At 67.5% G+C, this 24,921-nt stretch carries 23 protein-coding genes; 14 read left to right on the plus strand and 9 right to left on the minus strand.

Annotation, left to right across the window (positions count from 1 at the left end; translation table 11 throughout):
• The first annotated feature begins 3 nt into the window (after positions 1–3).
• The 6 genes from murJ to trxA all read left to right on the plus strand — a co-directional run bounded on the left by murJ (position 4) and on the right by trxA (position 6,460).
• Complete coding sequence (murJ, locus tag BLQ73_RS20845) at positions 4–1,623, plus strand: murein biosynthesis integral membrane protein MurJ (protein ID WP_093172426.1); 1,620 nt, start codon at positions 4–6, stop codon at positions 1,621–1,623.
• Between the two features lie 212 nt (positions 1,624–1,835).
• Entirely contained in the window at positions 1,836–3,335 is a 1,500-nt protein-coding gene (locus BLQ73_RS20850) for a protein kinase family protein (protein WP_093172428.1), read from the plus strand.
• A gap of 14 nt (positions 3,336–3,349) precedes the next feature.
• Positions 3,350–3,994, plus strand: a complete 645-nt coding sequence (gene sigM, locus BLQ73_RS20855; RefSeq protein ID WP_093172430.1) for an RNA polymerase sigma factor SigM — start codon at positions 3,350–3,352, stop codon at positions 3,992–3,994.
• Positions 3,984–5,045: an anti-sigma factor family protein gene (locus tag BLQ73_RS20860; RefSeq protein ID WP_093172432.1), complete on the plus strand. Its 1,062-nt coding sequence runs from the start codon at positions 3,984–3,986 to the stop codon at positions 5,043–5,045. Before sigM ends, BLQ73_RS20860 begins: the two co-directional genes overlap by 11 nt.
• A gap of 126 nt (positions 5,046–5,171) precedes the next feature.
• The gene (gene trxB / locus BLQ73_RS20865; protein ID WP_093172434.1) at positions 5,172–6,104 is read left to right on the plus strand and encodes a thioredoxin-disulfide reductase; all 933 of its coding nucleotides are present in this window, start codon (positions 5,172–5,174) and stop codon (positions 6,102–6,104) included.
• 32 nt (positions 6,105–6,136) lie between these two features.
• Entirely contained in the window at positions 6,137–6,460 is a 324-nt protein-coding gene (trxA, locus tag BLQ73_RS20870) for a thioredoxin (RefSeq protein ID WP_093172436.1), read from the plus strand.
• 78 nt (positions 6,461–6,538) lie between these two features.
• Here trxA and BLQ73_RS20875 read toward each other — a convergent pair whose 3' ends face one another.
• A complete protein-coding gene (locus tag BLQ73_RS20875; protein ID WP_093172437.1) occupies positions 6,539–7,156 on the minus strand; it encodes a GNAT family N-acetyltransferase in 618 nt (205 codons plus the stop codon).
• Positions 7,157–7,389: 233 nt separating this feature from the next.
• Here BLQ73_RS20875 and BLQ73_RS20880 point away from each other — a divergent pair, with 233 nt between their 5' ends.
• The 3 genes from BLQ73_RS20880 to BLQ73_RS20890 all read left to right on the plus strand — a co-directional run bounded on the left by BLQ73_RS20880 (position 7,390) and on the right by BLQ73_RS20890 (position 10,988).
• Entirely contained in the window at positions 7,390–8,688 is a 1,299-nt protein-coding gene (locus BLQ73_RS20880; protein ID WP_093172438.1) for an aminotransferase-like domain-containing protein, read from the plus strand.
• An 88-nt stretch (positions 8,689–8,776) separates the two neighbouring features.
• Positions 8,777–9,727 carry a D-alanine--D-alanine ligase family protein gene (locus tag BLQ73_RS20885; protein WP_093172440.1) on the plus strand — a complete coding sequence of 317 codons (951 nt, stop codon included), beginning with the start codon at positions 8,777–8,779 and terminating at the stop codon, positions 9,725–9,727.
• A gap of 199 nt (positions 9,728–9,926) precedes the next feature.
• Positions 9,927–10,988 (plus strand): threonine aldolase family protein, encoded by a 1,062-nt coding sequence (locus BLQ73_RS20890; RefSeq protein ID WP_093172442.1) that lies wholly within the window; start codon positions 9,927–9,929, stop codon positions 10,986–10,988.
• Positions 10,989–11,316: 328 nt separating this feature from the next.
• Here the strand turns inward: BLQ73_RS20890 and BLQ73_RS20895 are convergent, their stop codons facing one another.
• From BLQ73_RS20895 to rpmH, 8 genes are all read right to left on the minus strand, one after another.
• A complete protein-coding gene (locus tag BLQ73_RS20895) occupies positions 11,317–12,294 on the minus strand; it encodes a ParB/RepB/Spo0J family partition protein (RefSeq protein ID WP_093172444.1) in 978 nt (325 codons plus the stop codon).
• 150 nt (positions 12,295–12,444) lie between these two features.
• Positions 12,445–13,284, minus strand: coding sequence for a ParA family protein (locus BLQ73_RS20900; protein WP_093172446.1), 840 nt, complete (start codon positions 13,282–13,284; stop codon positions 12,445–12,447).
• Positions 13,285–13,526: 242 nt separating this feature from the next.
• Positions 13,527–14,225, minus strand: a complete 699-nt coding sequence (gene rsmG, locus BLQ73_RS20905; RefSeq protein ID WP_093172448.1) for a 16S rRNA (guanine(527)-N(7))-methyltransferase RsmG — start codon at positions 14,223–14,225, stop codon at positions 13,527–13,529.
• Between the two features lie 210 nt (positions 14,226–14,435).
• Positions 14,436–14,951 (minus strand): Jag family protein, encoded by a 516-nt coding sequence (locus tag BLQ73_RS20910; protein ID WP_093172450.1) that lies wholly within the window; start codon positions 14,949–14,951, stop codon positions 14,436–14,438.
• A 23-nt stretch (positions 14,952–14,974) separates the two neighbouring features.
• A complete protein-coding gene (yidC, locus tag BLQ73_RS20915) occupies positions 14,975–15,928 on the minus strand; it encodes a membrane protein insertase YidC (protein ID WP_093172452.1) in 954 nt (317 codons plus the stop codon).
• Positions 15,929–15,932: 4 nt separating this feature from the next.
• The gene (gene yidD, locus BLQ73_RS20920) at positions 15,933–16,208 is read right to left on the minus strand and encodes a membrane protein insertion efficiency factor YidD (protein ID WP_218125946.1); all 276 of its coding nucleotides are present in this window, start codon (positions 16,206–16,208) and stop codon (positions 15,933–15,935) included.
• Complete coding sequence (gene rnpA / locus BLQ73_RS20925; RefSeq protein ID WP_093172454.1) at positions 16,208–16,585, minus strand: ribonuclease P protein component; 378 nt, start codon at positions 16,583–16,585, stop codon at positions 16,208–16,210. Before rnpA ends, yidD begins: the two co-directional genes overlap by 1 nt.
• Before the next feature lie 105 nt (positions 16,586–16,690).
• On the minus strand, positions 16,691–16,828 hold the full coding sequence (rpmH, locus tag BLQ73_RS20930) for a 50S ribosomal protein L34 (protein WP_093172456.1): 138 nt from the start codon (positions 16,826–16,828) through the stop codon (positions 16,691–16,693).
• An 884-nt stretch (positions 16,829–17,712) separates the two neighbouring features.
• Between rpmH and dnaA the strand changes: the two genes are divergently transcribed.
• The 5 genes from dnaA to BLQ73_RS20955 all read left to right on the plus strand — a co-directional run bounded on the left by dnaA (position 17,713) and on the right by BLQ73_RS20955 (position 24,712).
• Positions 17,713–19,479 carry a chromosomal replication initiator protein DnaA gene (gene dnaA / locus BLQ73_RS20935; protein WP_093172458.1) on the plus strand — a complete coding sequence of 589 codons (1,767 nt, stop codon included), beginning with the start codon at positions 17,713–17,715 and terminating at the stop codon, positions 19,477–19,479.
• Between the two features lie 1,137 nt (positions 19,480–20,616).
• Entirely contained in the window at positions 20,617–21,756 is a 1,140-nt protein-coding gene (gene dnaN / locus BLQ73_RS20940) for a DNA polymerase III subunit beta (RefSeq protein WP_093172460.1), read from the plus strand.
• A 162-nt stretch (positions 21,757–21,918) separates the two neighbouring features.
• Positions 21,919–22,836 (plus strand): phosphogluconate dehydrogenase (NAD(+)-dependent, decarboxylating), encoded by a 918-nt coding sequence (gene gnd / locus BLQ73_RS20945; RefSeq protein ID WP_176955575.1) that lies wholly within the window; start codon positions 21,919–21,921, stop codon positions 22,834–22,836.
• Between the two features lie 126 nt (positions 22,837–22,962).
• Entirely contained in the window at positions 22,963–24,213 is a 1,251-nt protein-coding gene (gene recF, locus BLQ73_RS20950) for a DNA replication/repair protein RecF (RefSeq protein WP_093172465.1), read from the plus strand.
• Positions 24,203–24,712, plus strand: a complete 510-nt coding sequence (locus tag BLQ73_RS20955; protein WP_245691228.1) for a DciA family protein — start codon at positions 24,203–24,205, stop codon at positions 24,710–24,712. The genes recF and BLQ73_RS20955 overlap by 11 nt, the downstream gene beginning before the upstream one ends.
• The last annotated feature ends 209 nt before the right edge of the window (positions 24,713–24,921 follow it).

A 24,921-nucleotide genomic window follows, 5' to 3' on the forward strand; every position in this document is an offset into this window, starting at 1 on the left:
GGGTTGAGCCGGTTGCTGCGCGCAGGCGCGATCATGGCCGCGGGCACCATGGTGTCGCGTCTGACGGGCTTCCTGCGTACGGCGGTGCTGGCCGCGGCCATCGGCACCGCGACTCTGGGCGACGCCTACAACGTGGCCTACACGATCCCCTACATCCTGTTCGACCTGCTGATCGGCGGTGTGCTCAGCAGCGTCGTGGTGCCGATGATCGTGCGCAGGCAGAAGAGCGACCCCGACGGGGGCAGGGCCTACGAGCAGCGGCTGCTGACGATCGCCACGATCGCCCTGATCGCGGTGTCGGCGCTGGCCGTGGTGCTGGCCGGGCCGCTGATCCAGCTCTACACGAGCGAGCTGAGCGAGAAGGAGCTGCGGACCGCCACGGTGCTCGCCCAGATGATCCTGCCGCAGATCGCCTTCTTCGGCCTGGGCGCGCTCGCCGGGGCGATCCTCAACACCAGGGACCGCTTCGGCGCACCCATGTGGGCACCGGTGCTCAACAACATCGTGGTCATCGGGGTCGGAGTGACCTACCTGAACATCACCGACGGCCAGAGCAACATCGACAACGTCACCTCGGGCCAGCTCGCGCTGCTCGGCCTGGGCACCACGGCCGGCATCGTGGCCCAGTCGATCGTGCTGGTGGTGTCGCTGCGGCGGGCGGGGTTCTCGTTCCGGCCGCGGCTGGGGCTGCGTGAGGCGGGCCTCGGCGAGATGGCGCGGCTCGGCGGCTGGAGCCTCGCCTATGTGGCGATCACCCAGGCCGGGTTCGTCGTCACGACCAAGCTTTCGACCGGCGCGGGCGCCCTGGCGTTCGACGAGGGCGTGCCCTACGGAGCGGGGCTCACGGCGTACAACATCGCGTACCAGCTGTTCCAGCTCCCCTACGGGATCATCGCGGTCTCGGTGATCACGGCGACGCTGCCGAACATGAGCAGGTTCGTCCACGACGGGCGGCTCGCGGACGCCTCCGAGGCGTTCATGTCGGGGGTGCGGCTGGTGTGCTCGGCCATCGTGCCGGCGTCGCTGCTGCTGATGGTGCTCGGCCCGTCGCTGACCGTGCTGGTGTTCGCCCACGGTGTGAACACCGTGGCGGACGCGGTCTACATCGGCAACGTCCTGCAGGTCTACGCCCTGGCGATGGTGCCGTTCACGCTGTTCCAGATGCTGCTGAGGGTGTTCTACAGCTTCGCCGACACGCGCACCCCGGTGATGTTCGCGGCCATGAATGTCGCGATCAATGCCGGGTTGAGCCTCGTGGCGTTCTACACTCTGCCGCCAGGGTTCGTCGTAATGGGCCTTGGCGCGGCCTTCACGGTCACCTACACCGTGGCCGCCGCGGTCGCGTGGCGTATGGCGAGCCGGCGGGTGGGCGGGCTTTCCGTCCGGGTCGTGGCGGCGGCGCTGTCGCGCATGTTCACGGCGGCCCTGCCCGCGGTGCTGGTGGCTCTGGCGGTGCTGTGGGGTGTGGACCGGGCGTTCGGGCTCACCCCGCTGAGCTCCGCCGTGGTCCTGGCGGCCGGGGGCGGGCTCGGCGGCATGACCTACCTCGTGATCGCGCATCGGCTGCGCATCCCAGAGGTCAACTCGATCGTTGGAATGGTCGCAGGGAGGGTAGGCCGATAAGCCTAAGGACCGTTTCGTGTCAGCGGCGGCACATAATTCCGTGTCCCCGATGACCCATCAGCCGAGAACATTGGTGGAACAGCACGGCACTAGCATGGTGCCCTACATGCGACAAATGGAAGCAGGAGGGGCGTGGTCGGATTCATCCGGCATCGTCAGATGCATGTAGATGTGCCTACCCGGCGTGCTTGTGCGCCCCGGGCGGTAGCGCTATGAGCGCCCCCGCCGTGGAGCCCGGCAGCAAGCTCGCCGAGCGGTTCCGGCTCGAGGACCGCGTGGCCGAATCCGTGGGCGCCACGCTCTGGAAGGCCATCGACGAGGTGCTCGCGAGGCCCGTGGCCGTACAGACATTCGACACGGACTTCCCCCGCATGCACGAGGTCGTGACCGCCGCCCGTGCCGCGAGCCGACTGTCGGACCCGCGGCTCACACAGGTGTTCGACGCCGCCGAGGAGGAGGACCACTGCTACGTCGTCAGCGAATGGGTCACCGGTGAGACGCTCACCGACATGATCGCGGCCGGCCCGCTCGACCCCGAGCGCGCCGCCGCGCTGGTCGCCGAGGCCGCGGAGGCACTCGCCCACGCGCACGAGGGCGGGCTCGCCCACCTCCGGCTGCGGCCGGACCGGCTGATCTGGACGGAGGGCGGCACCGTCAAGCTGCTCGGCCTGGGCGTGGATGCCGCGCTCGCCGACCTGACCAGCGACGACGTGGCCCGCGAGGACGCCATGGGGCTCGGCCGCCTGCTGTACGCGGGGCTCACCGGGCACTGGCCTGGCGAGGTCGACGAGAGCGACCTGCCGCCCGCACCCGTCTCCGACGGCCGCTTCTGCTCCCCCAGGCAGGTCACCGCGGGCGTGCCGGGCTACCTGGACACGATCACGTGCCGGATCGTGCTTCCCGAGCTGCGCAAGACCCAGTCGCCGCTGACCACTCCGGCCGAGGTCGCCGAGGCCCTCAGCGCCGTCCCCCGCCCGGCCCCCGTGCCGGTGTCGGCCATTCCGCCGTCGGTGTCCATCCAGACCGGGCCCATGGACATGCCGCCGCCGCGCAGGCCGTACCCGCAGACCACTCATGTGCCGACCATGGTGCCGACATCTCCCCCGGCCAGCGGAGGGGTGGTCAACCGCATCCTGCTCGGAATCGTGGTGGTGCTGGTCATCGCGGCCGTGGGCTTCGGCGCGTGGACCCTCGGCCGCAACCTCAGCCAGCCCCCGCCGCCGGAGGCCAAGAGCACCCCGAGCCCGACGAAGACCGCCAAGCCCGAGCCGATCAAGCCGGCGCGGGCGGACGAGTTCGACCCGCTCGCCGGTGACGGCGAGAACGGGCGCCTCGCGCACTTCGCGATCGATGGCAAGCCGAGCACGGAGTGGCACACCTCGTGGTACAGCACCCCTGAGCTGGGCAACCTCAAGGAGGGCGTGGGGCTGATCCTCGACATGGGCAAGTCGGTGCCTGTGGCCGAGGTCGACGTCACCCTGTCCAAGGATCCCGGCGCCACGCTGGAACTCAAGGTCGGCGATTCCACCGACTTGAAGTCTCTGAAAACGGTCGCCCGGCAGAAGGACACCAGCGGCAAAATCAAGCTAAAGCCGGATAAAACAGCCCACGGCCGGTACGTTTTGCTCTGGTTTACCAAGGTTCCAGCGGATCAAGGTCAGTTCCGTGGCACCATCTATGAGGTAGAGGTCAAATCCCCCGGACCAGCGTAAGCAGGATTCCCCTTGTGAACTCCCCACCCGAGATCCCTCCCGCGGCGGAACAGCCGGCGAGGTCGGCCCCGACCGACGCCGAGCTGCTGACCCGGCACATCACCGGGGATCCGCACGCGTTCAGCGAAATAGTCAAGCGGCACCGCGACCGCATGTGGGCCGTCGCCCTGCGCACACTGGGCGACCCCGACGAGGCGGCGGACGCCGTACAGGACGCCTTTGTCTCGGCCTACCGCAAGGCCGAGAGCTTCCGCGGTGAGGCCGCCGTCACGACATGGCTGCACCGCATCGTGGTGAACGCCTGTCTTGACCGGATGCGCCGTAAATCCGTACGGCCGCTGGCCGACGACGAGCTCATCGAGGCGGCCGAGCGGGACACCCCGCTGCCCGACCAGACCGGCGAGCGCGAGGTCTCCCTGGAGGTCTCCGCCGCGCTCAAGGTCCTCCCCGCCGACCAGCGCGCAGCCCTGGTCCTGGTGGACATGATGGGTTACTCCGTGGAAGACGCGGCCAAGGTGCTGAATGTCCCGAGCGGCACTGTGAAGAGCAGATGTGCGCGGGGAAGAGCCAAACTTGCCCCGATTCTTGCCCATCTGCGGAACCGATCCGAACTCACTCGCGTCTCATCCGCGAAGGGAGCACAACTTCGTGACGGGTGACACGCACTACGATCTGGAGATCTTGGCCGATCTCGCGGAGGGTCTACTCGACCCCGCGCTGGCCGGTCAGGTTCGCGGGCATCTCGCGATATGCGACCCCTGTGGGGAGTCGCTGGCCGACCTCGCGGCGGTCCGAGAGGTACTCGCCGCGACACCGACCCCGGCGATGCCGATGGGGGTGGCGCTCCGCATCGATCGCGCACTGGCCGAAGAGGCCGCCTCCCGGGGCGGCCGTGGCGGCGTCGCGCTGGCCGAGGCACCGCGGATGCCCGACTGGGATGAGCTCATGCGGGACGCGCCGTGGGAGACCGCGGCCTTCCGGCAGGAGCCCGCCTCGCCGGTGCTCGCGAGCGCATCCAGCCTTTCCGACGACCGGGGCATGACCGTTCAGGCCGCGGTCCTGGCCACGCCCACCTCGGACGCCGTCTCGGACGCCGTCTCGGACGCCGTCTCGGACGCCGTCTCGGACAGCGCCTCGGACGGCGCCGATGTCGCACCCGTGCGGCTGGGTGTCGTGGCGGACGACGGCACCACGGTCGTGCCCGCGCGGACGGGGGGCCGTGCCTCCGGACGGCGCAGAGCGCCGGCCAGGCGCCGCCGCTGGGTCGCCCCCGCCATCGCGGCGGCGGCGGCGGTCACCGTCATCGGAGGAGCGCTTGGCACCGGCCTGCTGGCAGCCCAGGGCGGCCAGGACACGCCGAGCCCCGACCACATGGCCGCGCCGGCGCCGTCCTCCCCCCAGCGGAGCTACACCGTCACCGACTCCGGCTTCACCTACTCCGACGACAACCTCAAGGGTCCGCTGAGCGTGTACTTCGCGCCCGCGCCCTCGCTTGAAGGCGGGTCCGTCAACGCCAAACTGACCGCCTGTGTCGACAAGGTGTCGGCGCGTGTCGGGCAGACCCCGTTCGCCGTCGAACAGGGGCTCTACCTGGGCCAGGAGGCGTCGATCATGGCGTTCTGGAAGGACAAGGCCAAGGAGACCGTGCGCGTCTACGTCATGGGCGCGCAGTGCGAGAGCCTGCGCAAGCCGGCCAACGCACGCTGGTAGACGTTCGCGACGATTGCTCAAGGGGCTCCGCCGTACGGCGGAGCCCCTTATCCGTCCCCCCGGGAATCTGCAGGACCTAGGATCTGTTGACGCCAACGGCGACAGCAGACAGGAAAGGCGTGGAGTGTGAGCGACGTCCGCAATGTGATCATCATTGGGTCCGGACCGGCAGGCTATACGGCCGCGGTCTACTCCGCACGCGCCGACCTCAATCCTTTGGTCTTCGAAGGATCGGTCACCGCGGGTGGCGCTCTGATGAACACCACCGAGGTTGAGAACTTCCCGGGTTTCCCCGGCGGGATCATGGGGCCGGACCTCATGGACAACATGCGCAAGCAGGCCGAGCGTTTCGGGGCCGAGCTGGTGGCGGACGACGTGGTCGAGGTCGATCTGACCGTGACACCCAAGATCGTGAAGACCGCGACGGACACCTATCACGCCAAGACCGTGATCCTCGCCACCGGGTCGGGCTACCGGGAGCTGGGGCTGTCCGACGAGAAGCGGCTGTCCGGGCACGGCGTCTCGTGGTGTGCGACCTGTGACGGCTTCTTCTTCCGCGACAAGGACATCGTGGTCGTGGGCGGCGGCGACACCGCCATGGAGGAGGCCACGTTCCTCACGCGGTTCGCCCGTTCCGTGACCGTGGTTCACCGCCGCGACGAACTGCGCGCCAGCAAGATCATGCAGGACCGCGCCTTCGCCAACGAGAAGATCAAGTTCCTCTGGGACAGCGAGGTCGCCGCGATCCTCGGCGACACGAACGTCACCGGCGTCCGCGTGCGCAACGTCAAGTCCGGCGAGGAGAGCGAGCTCAGCGTTCAAGGCGTGTTCGTGGCCATCGGCCACGACCCGCGCACCGAGCTGGTCAAGGGGCAGATCGAGCTGGACGACGAGGGCTACATCAAGGTGGACGCGCCGACGACGCGGACCAACCTCGATGGGGTGTTCGCCTGCGGCGACGTCGTCGACCACATCTACCGGCAGGCCATCACGGCCGCGGGCACCGGCTGTGCGGCGTCCCTCGACGCCGAGCGCTGGCTCGCCGCCCGGGAAAGCTGAAGATCGATCAAGCTGAGTGAAGGAGAAGAGCCGTGGGTGCTGTTCAGTCCGTGACTGACGCGACCTTCGAGACTGAGGTCCTCAAACACGACAAGCCCGTCATTGTCGACTTCTGGGCTGAGTGGTGCGGGCCGTGCCGCCAGCTCTCGCCGATCCTCGAAGAGATCGCGAAGGAGTTCTCCGACAAGCTGACGGTCGTCAAGCTCAACGTCGACGAGAATCCGAACACCGCCAGGGACTACGGTGTGCTCCAACTGCCGACCCTGAACGTCTACAAGGGTGGAGAGGTCGTAAAGCAGATCATCGGCGCCAAGCCGAAGGCCATGCTGCTTCGCGAGCTCGACGGCATTTTCTAGGCCGTCCTCCGAGCACTACCCCACCCCACGGAAAAGCCCCCTTGGCAGCAGCAAGGGGGCTTTTCTCATGAAATGCCGCTAGACGGGCCTGAGAGCCCTCTCTGGGCTCATTGACCCCAGAAGCCGCTCCAGGGCCACCTCGACGTCCTCGCGCCACGAGATGGCCGTTTTGAGCTCCAGGCGCAGCCGAGGGAAGCGCAGATGCGGCCGAACCGTCTTGAAGCCCACGGACAACAGGTATTCCGCGGGGATCAGGCAGCCCGGCTGCTCCCATTTCAGGTCGCCGAACGCCTCGATGGCCCGTACGCCCCTGCGGGTGAGGTCTTTCGCCACCCCTTGCACCAGCATCCGGCCCAGGCCGCCGCCCGAGAACTCCGGGATGATGTGCGCCGTCGTCAGCAGCACCGCGTCCGCGCTCACGGGAGAGGTCGGAAAGGCCACCGAACGCGGGAGGTAGAGCGGCGGGGCGTACAGCACGAAGCCCGCGGCGACCCCATCGACATAGGCGATCTTCCCGCAGCTTCCCCATTCGAGGAGGGTCGCGGAGATCCAGGCTTCCTTCTCCAAGCCGGGGTCTCCCGACTCCACCGCACGCTCGCCGCTGACGGGGTCAAGTTCCCAGAAGACGCACCGCCTGCACCGGCGCGGCAGATCGTCAAGATTGTCCAGAGTGACGTTGGCCAGCCGACGCGACACCTTGCAGGCCCCAATCGTGACAAAGGGTCTTTGCGGAAAACCGTGCGAATACGGCCTCCCCAGTCTGGCATCGTAGCTCAGTGACAGCGGCGTCATAGGGTACGTCGCCGGGCACGTCAGGCATCGACTTCCCCAAGGGGAGGACAAAAAGCACAAACGATGCTGACGTACGCTGTCTCTCTAGCCACTGACCTAGGAGGTGGACCGTGACGCAAGAGTCGGATCACGGTCGGATGGCCGCGACACAAGGTTCGCGCATTGACGCCTACGTCGATCGGTATGCCGCACGAGCTACCGGGATGGTCGCCTCCGAGATTCGAGCTCTTTTCGCCGTCGCATCGAGGCCCGAGGTGGTCTCGCTGGCCGGCGGAATGCCTTACGTCACGGCGCTCCCCCTCGACGTGGTCGGCGAGCTGGTCTCCGACCTCGTGGCGCGGCGCGGCCCCGTCGCCCTGCAGTACGGCAGCGGCCAGGGCGACCCGCACCTGCGCGAGCAGATCTGCGAGGTCATGCGTCTCGAAGGCATCGACGCCGGGCCCGACGACGTGGTCGTCACCGTCGGCTCCCAGCAGGCGCTCGACCTGATCACACGCATCTTCATCGACCCGGGCGACGTCGTGCTGGCCGAAGGCCCTTCGTACGTCGGCGCCCTTGGCACGTTCTCCGCGTATCAGGCCAAAGTCGTGCACGTTGCCATGGACAACGAGGGCATCGTCCCCGAATCCCTGGCACAGACGATTTACGCGCTCAAGGCCGCCGGGAGCAGGATCAAGTTCCTCTACACGGTGCCCACCTTCCAGAACCCCGCCGGAGTCACCCTGAGCGTGGCCCGAAGACGGCAGGTCCTGGAGATCTGCCAGCGGGCCGGAGTCCTGATCATCGAGGACAATCCGTACGGCCTGCTCGGCTTCGACGGCGAACCCATGCGAGCCCTCCGCGCCGACAACGCCGACGGAGTCGTCTACCTCGGGTCGTTCTCCAAGACGCTCGCCCCGGGATTCCGCGTCGGATGGGCCCTCGCCCCCCACGCGATCCGGGAGAAACTCGTCCTGGCCATGGAATCGGCCGTGCTCTCCCACTCGTCGTTCACCCAACTCGCCGTCGGGCAATACCTCGCGACACAGCCGTGGCGCGAGCAGATCAAGACTTTCCGCGAGCTTTACCGCGAGCGGCGTGACGCGCTGCTGGACGCCCTCGAAGCGCTGATGCCCGCCGAATGCACGTGGACCCGCCCCAAGGGCGGATTCTTCGTGTGGGCGAGCCTCCCCGAAGGACTCGATTCCAAGGCGATCCTCCCCCGAGCCGTCGCCGAACGCGTCGCCTTCGTGCCCGGCACCGGGTTCTTCACCGACGGCGGAGGCGCCCGGCACATGCGCCTGTCCTACTGCTATCCCGAACCCGAACGCATCCGCGAAGGCGTCCGCCGCCTCGCCCGCGTCATCGAACAGGAAATGCAGCTCCGCGACACCTTCGGCACCGGCTACGCCCCCGACCACGGCGGCGTGGACACCCCGGGGCCGGACATCGCCTGAGAAGCTACCTGAGAAGCTGTACGGCTGACGCCGCCCTCCCGACGGGTGGCGTCAGCCGTCCTATTGTGTGTGAAGAGAGGGTCTTTCGATGAGCGATCTCGGCCACGTGCTCGTCCTGGCCGGTGGGCTGTCCTACGAGCGTGAAGTGTCTCTACGCTCAGGCCGCCGCGTCAGCGAGGTGCTCCGCGCCGTCGAGGTCGACGTCGAAACCAGAGACGCCGACGCCACGCTGGTCCCCGCCGTGCTGGCCGACCCGCCCGACGCCGTCTTCGTCACCCTCCACGGCGGCTCCGGAGAGGACGGCGCCATCCGGTCCGTGCTCGAACTCCTCGGCCTCCCCTACGTCGGAGCCGACCCCGACGCCTGCCGCGTCGCCTACGACAAGCCCACCGCCAAGGCGGTCATCCGATCCGTCGGGCTCCACACGCCCGACTCGGTCGCCCTGCCCAAGGAGACCTTCCACGACCTCGGGGCCTCCGCCGTACTTTCGCGCATCATCGACCGGCTCGGACTGCCGCTCTTCGTCAAACCCGCCCGAGGCGGCTCCGCCCTCGGCGCCTCCATGGTGCGCACCGCCGAAGAGCTCCCCGCCGCCATGGTCGGCTGCTTCGCGTACGGCGACACCGCCCTCATCGAGCGCTACATCGAAGGCGTCGAAGTCTCCGTGTCCGTCGTCGACCTCGGCGACGGCCCCGAAGCCCTCCCGCCCGTCGAGATCGTCGCCGACGGGGGCGTCTACGACTACGCCGCCCGCTACACCGCCGGCCGCACCGAGTTCTTCGCCCCCGCGCGCCTCACCCCCGATCTCATCGCGGCCTGCGAGCGAACCGCGGTCACCGCCCACAACGCCCTCGGCCTCCGCGACCTCTCACGCACCGACCTGATCGTTGACGCCGACGGGCAGTGCCACTTCCTCGAAGTCAACGTCGCCCCCGGCATGACCGAAACCTCCTTGTTCCCCATGGCCGTCGAATCCGCCGGGCGCGATCTCGGCACCCTCTGCCGCGGCCTCCTCCAAGCCGCCGCCGGCCGCCGCTGACGCCAGGCCCGTACCTCGGGGCCGTGCGCAGGGGCCGCGTGTAGGGGCCGCGTGCAGGGGCCGCGTGTAGGGCACTGGGCCTGTACAGCAGCGCCCTGCAGGCCCGACCAACGTGCCCCAGAGGCGGCCCCGAACGCTTCCTCCGGCGGCCAAAGCAGGGCCGTGCGGGGCTGGAAAGCCGACCCTTTACCCTGGCGCAATGACTGAGACGCCTCCCACGGACTTCGCCAGCGACAACCACGCCGGAGTGCACCCGGATGTGATGGCCGCGATCGCCGCCGCGAACGTCGGATCGGCCCCGGCGTACGGCGGGGACCCGTGGACCGAGGCCTTTCAGGAGCGCGTGCGCGCGGAGTTCGGGGAGGACGCCGAAGGATTCCCCGTGTTCAACGGCGCCGGGGCCAACATGGTCGGCCTCGCCCCGGCACTGGGCCGCTACGACGCGATCATCTGCGCCGGCACCGCCCACATCGCCACCCACGAGGCAGGCGCGCCCGAACGTCTCCTCGGCGTCAAGCTCATCACCGTGAGCACCTCTGACGGCAAGCTCACGCCGGTCGACATCACGTCACGCCTTGGCGGTCTCGGCAACCACCACGAATCACAGCCGCGTGTCGTCTCCATTTCCCAGTCCAGCGAACTCGGCACCTGCTACACCCCCGACGAGGTCGCCGCCCTCGCCGCGGCCTCCCATGCCCACGGGCTTCTCCTGCACATGGACGGTGCCCGCATCGCCAACGCCGCGGCGTATCTCGGCACCTCCCTGCGCTCTTTCACCACCGATGCCGGCGTGGACATCCTGAGTTTCGGCGGCACCAAGAACGGCGCTCTGGCCGCTGAGGCCGTCATCGTCCTCTCGCCTGCCCTCACGCCCACGATCCCGTTCCTGCGTCGCCAGTCGCTCCAGCTCGCGTCGAAGATGCGCTTCATCTCCGCCCAGTTGACGGCGCTCCTCACCGACAAGCTGTGGCACGCCAACGCCGACCACGCCAACGCGATGGCCACCCGGCTTGCGGACGGCATCGCCGACCTACCGGGAGTCTCCATCACCTACCCCGTCCAGTCCAACGCTGTCTTCGCCGCCCTCCCCCAGGCGGCCGTCCCCGTGCTACGTGAGCGCTTCGTCTTCCACACCTGGGACGCTTCCGCGAGGGTGGTGCGCTTGGTGACCGCTTTCAACACCGCACCCGACGACGTGGACGCTTTCATCGCCGCCACCCGGGAGGCAGTGAAGGGCGATGTTTCACGTGAAACCATCTGACCCGCCCCGCCGCCACGGCGCTCTGCAATTACAGGCGCGATGTTTCACGTGAAACCCCGCAGTCCCCCGACTAACAAGGCACCGCGCCTCGCGTGCCCTGCCTCCCCACAGTTCCCCGCCAATGAAAGAGACAGTTTCCCGGCCCGCTCTCCGGTTCAGCTGACCGATAGCCCATGTTTCACGTGAAACAACGAGTCCTGGGACAGACCCAAGCCCCCCAGACCCCAGACCTCAGCCGCTCAGGCTCATGCCGTACAACAGGGCCGCAAGGCCCATCCCCTGGCCCCCTGGATCCGGCCAGGTCTCGCCCTACGGTCGAAGCCGAGCGTCACCTATCGTCGTCGTCGTGCATCGAGTCGACCGCTTCCGGTGCGAGGGTGACGAGGATGCGCTCAAGGTCCTCAAGGCTGGCGAACTCCACGACGATGCGCCCTTTCTGGCGGCCCATGTCGACCTTGACCTTGGTCTCGAAGCGGTCCGAGAGGTGGTCGGCGAGTTCGCGTAGCGCCGGGGGCGGGGCCTTCTTGGCGGCCCTCTCGCGGGTGGGGGCGCTGCTCGCGTGGACGTCGCCGATGGCGACGATCTCCTCGACCGCGCGCACCGACAGCTGTTCGGCGACGATGCGCCGTGCGAGGTGCTCTTGGAGGTGCGGGTCGTCGAGGGAGCAGAGGGCCCTCGCGTGGCCGGCGCTGAGGACGCCGGCGGCGACGCGCTTTTGCACATCGGGCGGGAGCTTCAGCAGGCGGATCATGTTGGTGACGTGGGAGCGGGAGCGGCTGACGCGCTGCGCGAGCTGTTCGTGGGTGGCGCCGAAGTCGTCGAGGAGCTGCTGGTAGGCCGCCGCTTCCTCCAGCGGGTTGAGCTGCTCCCTCTGGAGGTTCTCCAGCAGGGCGTCCCGCAGCATGTCGTCATCGTGTGTGCTGCGGACGATCGCGGGGATGCGGGCGAGACCCGCGAGCTTGGAGGCGCGGCAGCGCCGCTCCCCCATGACGAGCTCGTAGCGGCCTCCCCCGAGCGCGCGAACGACGATGGGCTGGAGAAGGCCCACCTCCGCGATGGACTCGGTGAGCTCCTTGAGCTGCTGATCGCCGAAGTTCTTACGCGGCTGGCGCGGATTGGGCACGATGTCGGCGAGCGGGATCTCGTCGAAATAGGCTCCCATCACCGGCTTCGGCGCGGGTTCCACCACGGTTTGCATGAGGGCGGGCACGACCGCCGCCACCGTCTCCGGATCAGGAGCGATGGGCTTTGTCGGGATGAGCGCCCCGAGTCCCCTGCCAAGTCCGCCGCGTCGCTGCTGACTCAATGCGTCTCCTACGTTCACCCGGCCGCTTCCGGTCACCAGCAGAGATTACAGCCGCGCACGGCACTCGGCGGTCGGCGTCCGCCGGGGCCTGAGGCGGTCAACCGTCGGGCTTCCGCCGTATACCGGTACGGCGGAAGCCGGCTGTCGAGGTCAGGCGGCGACGCCGCGGTGGGCCAGCTCCCGGGCGGCGTCGACATAGGCCATCGCGCCGCTTGAACCGGGATCGTAGGTGATCACGGATTGGCCGTAGCTCGGCGCCTCGGAGACACGGACGCTGCGCGGGATGACCGTGCCGATGACCGTGTCGCCGAAGTGGGTGCGCACTTCCTCGGCGACCTGGGAGGCCAGTCTGGTGCGCCCGTCGTACATCGTGAGGAGGATCGTCGACAGGTTGAGCTTGGGGCTGAGGTGGGCCTTGATGAGGTCGACGTTGCGGAGCAACTGGCCGAGTCCCTCCAGCGCGTAGTACTCGCATTGGATGGGGATCAGCAGTTCGTCCGCCGCGACGAGGGCGTTGACGGTGAGGAGCCCCAGCGACGGCGGGCAGTCGATGATGATGTAGTCGAAGCTGTGCGTGTCGAGCGCGTTGATCGCCCTGCTGAGGCGGGATTCGCGTGCGACGAGCGAGACGAGTTCGATTTCGGCGCCGGCGAGGTCGATGGTGGCGGGAGCACACCACAGGCCCGGCATATCAGGAACCTCCTTGATGATCTCGGCCATGGGCCGATCACCAACGAGCACCTGATACACGTCCGGAATATCCCCCCTGTGCTCGGTCGCCAGGGCTGTCGAGGCATTGCCCTGCGGATCGAGATCGATGACGAGCACCTTCAGACCGTGCATCGACAGCGCAGCCGCCAGATTGACGGAGGTCGTGGTCTTACCGACCCCGCCCTTCTGGTTGGCCACAGCGATGATGCGGCATTTGGGGGGACGGGGCCAGTCACCGTCACGGCCGCCGTTGGCATTCCCCACCGTGCGCGCGGACATCTTCGTCTGAGCCGATGTTTCACGTGAAACCACTGAACTGAGTGCCTCTCGTACCAGCGGCGAATCGCCGGGGTTAAGGGGAATCTGGGTCACGGTCGTCGTTATCTGCGCCGCACGTGGGGGTTCCGGTGCGGCGGAACGCTCGGGAACCTCCGGCCATCCCAGGCCGGACGAGCGTTCGCGGGACACGGCACCGTTGAATCGCGGCCATCCGAGGCCACTCGCCGTACCCGCCACAACCGTCACCTCTTCCGTCGGCGCCGCGACGCCCTGTGGTCTCGCTCGGGCGCGCGGCCGGCGACCACCCGAACCAGAGTTGCAGGCGGCTCGACCTTACCGTGCCCGACTGAGACAAGCTCAGCCGTTTGCACCCCACTGGCGTGCAATTGGGCTTGCGCGTCGGCCAATTCCTCGGCGGCACGCTCCCCCTTCATCGCCAGCAGTTCGCCTCCTTCGCGAAGCAGAGGCAGCGACCAGGCGAGCAACCGGTCCAGCGGGGCGACCGCACGCGCGCACGCGACATCGAAGAAACGCTTGCCCACGAGCTCCTCCGCCCGCCCGCGCAGCACCTCGACGTTGTCCAGTTTCAGCTCTTGGACGCACTCATGAAGGAATACCGTACGGCGGAGCAGCGGTTCGAGCAGGGTCACCGTAATGTCGGGGCGCACAATCGCCAGGACCAATCCGGGCAGTCCGGCCCCCGAGCCGATGTCCACAAGTTTCGCCGCGGGCGGGACCGCCTCGGCCACCACGGCACAGTTGAGCAGGTGGCGGTCCCAGATGCGCGGCACCTCCCGGGGCCCCAGCAACCCCCTGACCACGCCCGGCCCGGCCAGCATTTCGGCGAACGTCTGCGCCCTGAGCCACGCTTCCCCGGTGAAGACCTCGCGGGCCACTTCCGGCGCATCGGGCAGTTCTTCTCGCTCCGTGTTCTCCGCCATCGCTCACTCGACTTGACAACCCATGGTGGCCAGGAATGCACCACGTGACCGTGTCCATACGAGTTCTAAGGCTAACGGGCGGCGTGCCATGGCTGTACGAGGCAGGGCCCACTGCTTTGCCGTAGGGCACCCGCCGGCGACCCCGGAAAACAAACGGAGCCCGCTCACCATAAGCGGGCTCCGTCTATCGCGCGTTGGATCTAGGCGGATCTAGGCGGGAAGAACCACCACGTACCTACGCGGTTCCTCGCCTTCGGACTCGGACCGGAGACCGGCCGCGGCGACCGCGTCATGGACGATCTTGCGCTCGAACGGCGTCATCGGCTGGAGCGCGTGGGGCTCCCCGCTGCGCTTGACGTCATCGGAGATCTGCGAGCCCAGCTTGCTCAGCTCACTCCTGCGGCGCTCACGGTATCCGGCGACGTCGAGCATCAGCCGGCACCGCTCCCCCGTCTGGCGGTGAACGGCGAGGCGCGTCAGCTCCTGAAGCGCCTCCAGCACTTCCCCGTTGGGACCGACAAGGTCGATTCCCTTGACCCCGACGACAGACACGACCGCGCGATCACCCTCGACGTCCATGTCGATATCACCGTCGATGTCGGCGATATCCAGGAGACCTTCGATGTAGTCCGCCGCGATATCGCCCTCCTGCTCCAGGGCGGCGACATCGGGGGCGGTCTTCACGGACTCCTGCTCGGCCTCGGTCACGTCCGGCCTCTCCTTCATGCTGGCGGGTCGAGAGACCCTGGCTACGACTTCTTGCTACCCGTGCGCTTGCTGCGGGGCTGTCGGGTGGGCTGCTGCCTGACCATCTTGGGCTTCGGCTCGGGCTCGGGCTCAGGCTCGGGCTGCTTGCCGCCCTTGAACACCTTGCTCAGCAGGCCGGGCTTCGGCTCGACGGGAATCACCCTGCCCTTGTCGTCGAACTGAGGCATCGGGTTGCGGCTGTAGAACCAGTGCTGCTGGCCCAGCGTCCACAGGTTCGTCGTCACCCAGTAGAGGATCAGGCCCAGCGGGAAGTTCAAGCTGAAGACGGCAAACAGCGGCGACAGATACATCAAAATCTTCTGCTGCTGTGCCATCGGGTTGTCCGGCATCTGCTGAATCGAGCGGGTCACGCTCTGCCGGACGGTGAGGAAGGTCGTCAGCGAACTGATCGCCACGAAGACGGCCAGCACAATCTTCGTCTGCAGCGGGACGGCGTCCAACGCCTCGATGTCCGCCGAGCTGGTGAAGAACGTCGCCGGAATGGGGGCGCCGAGAATGTGCGCGGCCCGGGCGCTGTCGACCAGCTCCTTGGTCATCCCGAACTTGACCTCACCGTGTGCCATGGCGTTCAGCACGGTGAACATCGAGATGAAGATCGGGAACTGCGCCACGATGGGCAGACAGCCACCGAGGGGGTTGGCGCCGGCCGTCTGGTAGACGCGCATGACCTCCTGGTTCATGCGCTGTTTGTCGTTCTTATAGCGCTTCCGGATCTCCTGAACCTTGGGCGCAAGCTCCTGCATCTTCTTCGAAGACCGCATCTGCTTCAGGAAGAGCGGGAAGATCAGCAGACGCATCAGCACGGTCAGTGTGATGATGGTCAACGCCCAGTTGAGCCCACTGTCCTTCGCAAGGAAGGTGCTGTAGCCCTGGTGAATCCAGGTGATGACTTGCGCGACGGCTGTATAAAGCCAGTTCAGCCAGGACAGCTCCACTGAGCTAGCTCCCTTGCTTTTCGTGAGACCGGACCAGGCTTGGGGGCACCGGGTCAAAACCTCCGGGATGGAATGGGTGGCAACGCCCGATTCTCCGGACTGTCAGCCATGACCCGCGCAGTGGGCCGTGTACGGCAATCGCCTCAAGCCCATAGGCACTGCACGAAGGGTAGAAGCGGCAGCGCGGTCCGAGCAAAGGGCTTATGAAGGCCCGGTAGAACTTGATCGGACCAATCAGGACCCTTGCTCCGAGTCCCGGCGTGTGCTGCGCCTCCATCATCAATGTCCATCCCTCGGGGTCTGCCGACCAGACCCTCGCCGCCTGAGTAAGCGATCGAGCGCGGCATCGAGTTCGACGGCGAGGCGCTCGCTGCGCGCGGACGCGGCCGGTGGATTGGCGCGTACAACAAGCAGGCTACCTCGCGGGAGCTGCTCAAGGCGGTCACGCATCAAGTGGCGCAGACGACGTTTGACCTTGTTCCTATCCACAGCCCCGCCTACGGCACGGCTCACGACAAACCCCACCAAAGCCGGTTGGTCAACGTCATCGCGTAGCCGTAGGTGCGCCACCAGGGTAGGCCGACCTACCCGGCCGCCCTTACGGACAGCGGCCGAGAAATCCTCCCCCCGTCTCATACGGGAGCCGCGCGGTAGCACGAGTGGACCTTCTCAGAAGGATCAGGGCGGGTACGGCTATCGCCCGCCGGGACCGACCCGGCGGGCGACAACCGATGAAATTTGACCCGGGTAACCGGAAGACCGTCAGGCGGACAGGGTCTCGCGACCCTTACGGCGACGGGCGGCCAGGATGGCCCGGCCGGCTCGGGTGCGCATGCGCAGCCGGAAGCCGTGGGTCTTCGCGCGGCGACGGTTGTTCGGCTGGAAAGTACGCTTGCTCACGAGTGGGCTCCAGGCTTCAGGGCGCGTCTTGTGGTCAAGACGCCTCTACACACGGGAGGCTTGCCAGGCCCGCGAGGGCATGCGGAAGTCCCGCCGAGTGACAAGCCGACCGTCGTACGTTACGGGCGACACGTGCTTCAGGTCAAACCAGACGTCGCCGTACGGCCCCGCCACCCACCGCCGGCCGCCCCCTTCTCCACCTCTTCCGCCACACCGGCCCTGGGGAGTTAGGTCGGAATTCCAACTCATCTCGCTCGTTCCGAACCCCCGGATCTCAAGCCCCACAGCCCATCCATCGGTCTTCCCCAGCTCGGAGCGACCATCCGGCCGAAGTCCCGAACTCGACCGAGCGTGCGGCGGGCACCAGGGGCCGGATCGGCCGCAAGAGCAAAGACGCATCAACGGGCCATACGCACGAGACACTCGAAGCCGGGCGGGATCGTGGCCGAACCGAGATACGGCGGTGGGAGCGCGGGGGTGGGGTGGGGCGCGGTGAGGGTGCGCGGGGGCGGGGGCGCCAGCCGTATCGGAGAAGTTATCCACTGTTTCCACAGGTGGGTTATCTACAGGCGTCGGGCCATCCACAGGATGTGCACTCACGGCCCTCAGGGCTGCCCTAGGCTGTGGACAACGTCTTGAAGGCGGTTGTGCACACGACTAGTGTCAGCCCTTCGGAAGATTCCCTCTGCCAGCGGATTGTCGCAGGAGCCGCGAGTGACTGCCTGTGCACAACATGTGGATGGACTGTGGATCTCCAGAGGAGATCGTTGCCTTGCCCGCCTGTGGACGTGTGGGTTTTCCGGCCTTGTCGGGTGGCGCCGACGGGGGTTGGGTGTGGATAAACGATCGCGGGGGGCCGCGGCATGGAGGAAGGTGGCCGAGCCATGGATGGTGTCGATCTCGGCGCCGTGTGGGCGCGGGCTCGGGAGAACTTCCTCGACGGGAACGTTCCGGATCAACAGCGTGCCTGGCTTGCGCTGACGCGGCCGTTCGGGCTGGTCAACGACACCGTGGTCCTCACCGCTCCCAATGACTTCGCCAAGGACGTCCTGGAGAGCAAGCTTCGCCCGCTCATCGCTCATGCGCTGTCGCAGGAGTTCGGGCATCAGATGCGGGTGGCCGTGATGGTCGACCCGCTGGCCGGGGCGGACGAGGCGGGGAGCAGGCAGGAGCCTTATCCCCAGAATCCACAACAGGGTTATCCCCAGTCTGGGGATAACCCACAGGGCTACTCACAGGGATCGTCTTCCCAGCTCAGGAAGGGTTCCGGGGGTCAGCAGCCCTACCTTCCCAAGGTGGTTCCCCCTCCACTGTCCACAGATTATCCACAGGGGCAGTCCCCGCGTCCCTTTCCTTACGAGGGTGGACAGCAGCCCTACCGAAACGAGGGCTTCTCCGAGCAGGCCCCGTCGGGACCTGGCCGTCCTGGACAGCCCAACGCGTTTCCGCCGTACGGCGAGGGGCCCCAGCAGTACGGCGAGTCCCCCCAAATGCACAAGGGCGCCCAGGACGCCGATGGTTTCGACCGTCCCGCACAGCCGCAGCCGCAGCCTCCGCAGTCGTCGAACCGCTGGGACGGCCGGAGCGGCGGCTCCGCCCGGCAGGGGGAGCCGGCGCGACTGAATCCGAAGTACACGTTCGACACGTTTGTTATCGGGTCGAGCAACCGTTTCGCCCACGCCGCCGCGGTGGCCGTGGCGGAAGCGCCGGCGAAGGCGTACAACCCGCTGTTCATCTACGGCGATTCCGGGCTGGGGAAGACTCACCTGCTGCATGCCATCGGCCACTATGCGCAGAGCCTCTACGACGGCGCCCGTGTCCGCTACGTGAGCTCCGAGGAGTTCACGAATGACTTCATCAACTCCATCCGCGACCACAAGGCCGACGGGTTCCGCAGCCGGTACCGCGCTGTGGACATCCTGCTTGTGGACGACATCCAGTTCCTTGAGGGCAAGGAGCAGACGCAGGAGGAGTTCTTCCACACCTTCAACACGCTGCACAACGCGAACAAGCAGATCGTGATCTCCAGTGACCGGGCGCCGAAGCAGCTCAGCACCCTGGAAGATCGCTTGCGCAACCGGTTCGAGTGGGGTTTGATCACAGATGTGCAGCCGCCTGAGCTGGAGACCCGGATCGCGATCCTGAGGAAGAAGGCGATCCAGGAGGGGCTGGCCGCACCGCCCGAGGTGCTCGAATACATCGCCAGCCGTATCTCCACCAACATCCGCGAGCTGGAAGGCGCCCTGATCCGGGTCACCGCGTTCGCGAACCTCAACAGGCAGTCGGTCGACCTGCAGCTCACAGAGATCGTGCTCAAGGACCTCATCACCGAGGACGCGGACTCCGAAATCACCGTCGCCACGATCATGGCGCAGACCGCCGCGTACTTCGGGATCTCCATCGACGACCTCTGCGGAGGGTCACGCTCCCGGGTGCTGGTGACCTCCCGGCAGATCGCCATGTATCTGTGCCGCGAGCTCACCGACATGTCCCTGCCCAAGATCGGGCAGCAGTTCGGCGGTCGTGATCACACGACCGTCATGCACGCGGACCGCAAGATCCGCTCCTTGATGGCGGAGCGCCGCTCGATCTACAACCAGGTCAACGAGCTGACGGGCCGAATCAAGCAGCAGGCCCGCGGCGGCGTATGAGTTTGCCCCGTTTTTGATACACAGCCTGTGGATAACACTGTGGATCATTGGGGATAACCACCCTCCTTCAGTCGCAAAGGGTGACGTCTCTACTCCTCAGGGCCATCTGCGACCTTCCCCATCCGGGTGTCGCGACGGCATCGGCGACGGTCTCGCTCGGCCGCAGGTCGAGCGAACGTCTGGACTGGTCGCGGGCTATCAACACCATGTGGATAAGTCCGTGGATAACCTGGGGATAACTTGTGGATATGTTGTGGACAAGCTGTGGATGGCCTGTGTACAGCCCTTCGAGCCCCCCAAAACGGACTCCGCAGCTCTGTGGATAACCTGTGGATAACCTGTGGATAACCCCGCATCATCGGTGGATGACGGGACCACTTTCTGTGGACGGCCTGTGTGTAAGTTTTGACCATCCACAGAGCGTCGAGTTGCCCACAGCGGTTACCCACAGTCACGGTGGATGACGCAACGCCTAACGACCTGGGGAAACGTTGGTTTTCCACATTATCCACAGCCCCTACTGTGATGACTTCACTTCTCTCTACTAAGGGGCTCAAGAGCAAAAGAAGGGCTTCGCGCCGAACGGAAGCTCGGGTCCGCTGACCCTCGCGGAAACCCACAGGCAACGAGGAGAGGCTGGGCGCGCTTATGCACAGCAGTGCTCGTGATGTGGATGCTTCCCCGGTCAAATGGATCTCACTCATCCAATTTTCTGCTGACTGTCCACAGATTCCCCCTCCATGGGGACGAGGGATGCCGAGCCGACCTTGGTTCCACCGCTTGTCGTCGGCCAGGTGCCGCGTTGCCGCCCCGGGCGTCCGCAGCCGCACGGGCGCCCGGGGCGGCAACGGGTGCCCGCGTCGCCCGTTGCCCACAGGCATGCTGGGGTGGGGGTTCGGTCTTTATGCCGATCGGGCAGGTCCGGCGATGTCCCGGCTGGACATCTGGCATCCTTGGGCATCCGGTGACCCGCGGAAAGCTGTTGGCCAAAAGGTTGGGGACGCTGCCCGTCGGTCCGGCGGTCCGAGCGGGTGGATGCGACCATAGGCAGGCGGGTGAGCGCGCCGCCCCGGCCGCACGTCGGCCGAGACGAACGCGATCACAAGCACAAGTGATACATCCAGGAGGCGGATCAACGTGATGTTCAGGGTCGACCGGGACGTGCTCGCCGAGGCGGTCGCGTGGACTGCGCGCAGCCTTCCCGCGCGTCCGTCGGTGCCGGTGTTGGCTGGGATGCGGCTTGAGGTCACTGGTGAGCAGAGGCTGAAGTTGTCGGGTTTCGACTACGAGGTCTCCGCCGAGGTGACGCTTGAGCTGCAGAGCGGTGAGCCCGGCGTTGTCCTGGTGTCGGGGAAGCTGCTGGCCGAGATCACTCGCGCGCTTCCCGCACAGCCTGTGGATGTCGTGGTGGACGGCGCGAAGGCGGTGGTGACCTGTGGGAGCGCCAGGTTCACCCTGTTGACGATGCCTGTGGAGGACTACCCGTCGCTGCCGACGATGCCGCCGGCCGCGGGCCGGGTGGGGAGCGATGTGTTCGCGTCGGCGGTGGCGCAGGTGGCGGTGGCGGCCGGCAAGGACGAGACCCTGCCGATGCTGACCGGTGTCCGCATGGAGATCGAGGGCGACACGGTGACGCTGGCGGCGACCGACCGCTACCGTCTCGCGGTCCGCGAGTTGACATGGCAGCCGGGCCAGTCCGACTTCTCGACGATCGCGATGATCCCCGGCCGCACGTTGAACGACACGGCCAAGGCCCTGGGGTCGACGGGCGCCGAGGTGGAGATCGCGCTCAGCTCCACCGGGGGCAAGGGCGAAGGCATGATCGGGTTCACGAGTGCGGGGCGGCGCACGACGACCCGCCTGCTGGACCCGGAGTTCCCGAAATACCGTTCGCTGCTGCCGACGGAGTTCTCGGCGCGGGCGGATCTTCCCACGGGGTCGTTCGTCGAGGCGGTGAAGCGTGTCGCGCTGGTCGCCGAGCGGAACACTCCGGTGCGGTTGGCCTTCCGGGGCGGCGAGGTCGTGCTTGAGGCGGGCAGCGGTGACGAGGCGCAGGCCGTCGAGGTGCTGCCGGTCGACTTCGAGGGCGACGACATCAACATCGCCTTCAACCACCAATTCCTGCTTGAGGGGCTCGGCGCGATCGACTCCGACGTGGCGCGTCTGAACTTCACCACGGCCACCAAGCCCGCCATTCTCACCGGTGGAAAGCCTGTGGATAACGATGGTCCTGAGGATTACCGCTACCTGATCATGCCGATCCGCCTTTCCAGCTAGCCGGATCGGCGGAGGCACGCCCGGTCCGCCCGCCTCCAGTCGGTTCCGGTCGGCTCCGACCGACTCCGATGGCCTCCGGTCGGCTTTGGGAAACCCCGCCCGGGCTCACCCGCCGAATGAACAATGTTCGATGATGGAACCCACACATGAGGGGGAGTTCTGATGCGGATCGGCATGGTCGGGCTCGGCAAGATGGGCGGCAACATGGCCGAGCGCCTGCGGCGCGGCGGTCATGAGGTGGTCGGCTACGACAGAGACCCCTCCATCAGCGATGTGGGGACGCTGAAGGAGCTGGTGGACCGGCTTGAGGCACCGCGTGCGGTCTGGGTCATGGTGCCGGCGGGGGAGCCGACGCGGGCGACGGTGGCGGAGCTCGGTGAGTTGCTCGACCGCGACGATGTGATCATCGACGGCGGCAATTCGCACTACGTCGACGATCAGCGGCACGCGGGGGAGCTCGGTGCCAAGGGTGTCGGTTTTGTGGATGTCGGGGTGAGCGGCGGCGTTTGGGGCCTGGAAAATGGTTATGCGCTGATGGCGGGCGGCGACGCGGCGCACATTCAGCGGCTGATGCCGGTGTTCGAGACCCTCAAGCCGGAGGGGCCCGACGGTTTCGTCCACGCCGGTGCCGTAGGTGCGGGCCATTTCGCGAAGATGGTCCACAACGGCATTGAATACGGGATGATGCAGGCATTCGCGGAAGGCTGGGAGCTGCTTGAAGCGGCCGACGTGGTCACCGATGTGGCGGGGGCGTTCAAGAGCTGGCGGCACGGCACGGTGATCCGGTCCTGGCTGCTCGATCTGCTCGTCCGGGCCCTGGAGGACGACCCCGAGCTGACGCAGCTCCGTGGTTACGCTCAGGACTCCGGAGAGGGCCGCTGGACCGTCCAGGCCGCCGTCGACCACGCGGTCCCGCTGCCGGTCATCACCGCCGCCCTCTACGCCCGTTTCGCATCGCGCCAGGAGGACTCCCCGGCGATGAAGATGGTGGCCGCACTGCGCCAGCAGTTCGGCGGTCACGCTGTGACTTCCGCCACATCCGGCGAGGGGGCGGCACCCCCGCCGGGCGGGGCCGCCTGAGTTTTCCTGCGCCGGTTTTTCCGGGGCCGCGAGCTGCGATGGCGTGATCGCGGCCCAGGTGGGGCGGGGTGTGATCGGCAACTGGGGTTACTGCGGTGACCTGCGAGGCGCACTAAGGTTCGTGGGATGCACGTCGCCCACCTGTCCCTGACCGACTTCCGGTCCTATGCCTCGGCGGAGGTCGCGCTCGAACCGGGCGTCACCGCTTTCGTCGGGCCGAACGGGCAGGGCAAGACCAATCTGGTCGAGGCGGTTGGCTATGTGGCGAGCCATTCCAGCCATCGCGTGGCGGGCGACGCTCCGCTCGTACGGCAGGGCGCGGCGCGGGCGATCGTCCGCGCGTTGATCGTGCGTGACGATCGGCGGGCGCTGATCGAGTTGGAGATCAACCCGGGACGGGCCAATCGGGCGCGGCTCAACCGTGCGCCGATCGCGCGGCCGCGCGACACGCTCGGCCTGCTGCGCAGCGTGCTGTTCGCTCCGGAGGACCTGGCGCTGGTCAAGGGCGATCCGGCGGAGCGCAGGCGGTTCCTGGACGACCTGCTGGTGGCTCGTGCGCCGCGGTTCGCCGGGGTCCGGGCCGACTACGACAGGGTGTTGAAGCAGCGTGGGGCCCTGCTGCGTACGGCTGCCGCCGCCCGGCGCGGTGGGCCGCCGGGGCGGCGCAGGGCAGAGGCGGAGGCGGCGTTCTCGGCGGCGGGCGCGGGCGACGTGTTGAGCACGCTTGAGGTGTGGGACGCGCATCTCGCGGCGCACGGTGCGGAGTTGCTGGCGGCGCGGTTGGAGCTGGTGGAGGCGCTGCGCCCGCTGGTGGCCGGTGCCTATGCGGCGCTCGCGCCGTCGTCCGCCGCCGCTGACCTGGTCTATCGCAGCACGTTGTCCACAGGTGGGCCCCCCGATGGGGACGCGGATCGCGACGGCGACGGGGTTCCGGGTGCGCACGGGTTATCCACAGGGCTGGGGAAATCTGTGGATCGGGCCGTGCTGGCCGAGTTGCTGCGCGCCCGCTTGCTTGAGGTGCGTCAGGCGGAGTTGGAGCGCAGTGTGACGCTTGTCGGCCCGCACCGTGACGATCTGCTGCTGAGCCTGGGGGACATGCCGGCGCGTGGATACGCGAGTCACGGCGAGTCGTGGTCGTTTGCCCTGGCGTTGAAGCTCGCGGCGTTCGAGCTGCTGCGCGCCGACGACGGAGACCCTGTGTTGATCTTGGATGATGTGTTCGCCGAGCTGGACAGCCACCGCCGCCGCCGACTCGCCGAGATCGTGGCCCCGGCCGAGCAGGTGTTGATCACCGCGGCCGTGGCCGAGGACGTGCCGGCCGAGCTGACCGGCGCCTGGTTCGACGTCGCTGAAGGGGGAGTGGCCCGTGTCCGCTGACGCCAATCCCCAGGCCACCGCGGCCCGGGGGGCCGCCCTGGCTCGGGAGAAGCTCGCCCAGGCCAAGGCCGATGCCGCCAAACGCGGCCAGTTGCCGCGCCGCGAGCCGCGCCGCCGCGCTCCGGGCGCCCGGCGGGATGCGAGCGATCCGCAGCCGTTCGGCCGGGCGATCATGGAGCTGCTGGCCTTCCGGGGATGGGAGCGGTCTGCGGCGGTAGGCGGTGTTTTTGGTAGGTGGGGGGAGATTGTCGGGGTCGACCTGGCGGCTCACACGAAACCGGAGAGTTTCGTCGAGGGCGAGGTGGTCGTGGCCGCCGACTCGACCGCCTGGGCGACGCAGGTCCGACTGCTGGCTCCGACGCTGGTCCGGAGGCTGAACGAGGAGCTCGGCGAGGGCACAGTCCAGCGTGTCCGTGTCAAAGGCCCACAAAACGGGCCACGTCCGTCGGGCGGGTTGAGGGTCACCGGCAGCCGTGGTCCCCGGGACACATACGGCTGATTCACGCATGTGCGCGGCGTACGGCGGAGGCCGCCGTACGCAGGGCTTTGCCGTACAGGCCGAAAACCCAGCCAAGGGCTGGCCGGAACCGATCAGAGGGCACCTGAGGCGATGACCCCCCAACCGGTGGGGGGACCCTCGAAAGGGGGGTCATCGCCCGACAGGCCATCACAGACGCGTTCAATGCCCCCGCGGGGGCTCGGAGCCGG

It is taken from the genome of Sinosporangium album, assembly GCF_900100605.1.
GTDB lineage: Bacteria > Actinomycetota > Actinomycetes > Streptosporangiales > Streptosporangiaceae > Sinosporangium > Sinosporangium album.

Bases quoted from the DNA above. Each gene is read 5' to 3' on its own strand.
- BLQ73_RS20850 (WP_093172428.1), top strand. From the start codon at position 1,836: ATGAGCGCCCCCGCCGTGGAGCCCGGCAGCAAGCTCGCCGAGCGGTTC.
- BLQ73_RS20880 (WP_093172438.1), top strand. From the start codon at position 7,390: ATGGCCGCGACACAAGGTTCGCGCATTGACGCCTACGTCGATCGGTAT.
- BLQ73_RS20885 (WP_093172440.1), top strand. From the start codon at position 8,777: ATGAGCGATCTCGGCCACGTGCTCGTCCTGGCCGGTGGGCTGTCCTAC.
- BLQ73_RS20890 (WP_093172442.1), top strand. From the start codon at position 9,927: ATGACTGAGACGCCTCCCACGGACTTCGCCAGCGACAACCACGCCGGA.
- BLQ73_RS20900 (WP_093172446.1), bottom strand. From the start codon at position 13,284: ATGTCCGCGCGCACGGTGGGGAATGCCAACGGCGGCCGTGACGGTGAC.
- rsmG (WP_093172448.1), bottom strand. From the start codon at position 14,225: ATGGCGGAGAACACGGAGCGAGAAGAACTGCCCGATGCGCCGGAAGTG.
- BLQ73_RS20910 (WP_093172450.1), bottom strand. From the start codon at position 14,951: ATGAAGGAGAGGCCGGACGTGACCGAGGCCGAGCAGGAGTCCGTGAAG.
- yidD (WP_218125946.1), bottom strand. From the start codon at position 16,208: ATGATGGAGGCGCAGCACACGCCGGGACTCGGAGCAAGGGTCCTGATT.
- dnaA (WP_093172458.1), top strand. From the start codon at position 17,713: ATGGATGGTGTCGATCTCGGCGCCGTGTGGGCGCGGGCTCGGGAGAAC.
- gnd (WP_176955575.1), top strand. From the start codon at position 21,919: ATGCGGATCGGCATGGTCGGGCTCGGCAAGATGGGCGGCAACATGGCC.
- recF (WP_093172465.1), top strand. From the start codon at position 22,963: ATGCACGTCGCCCACCTGTCCCTGACCGACTTCCGGTCCTATGCCTCG.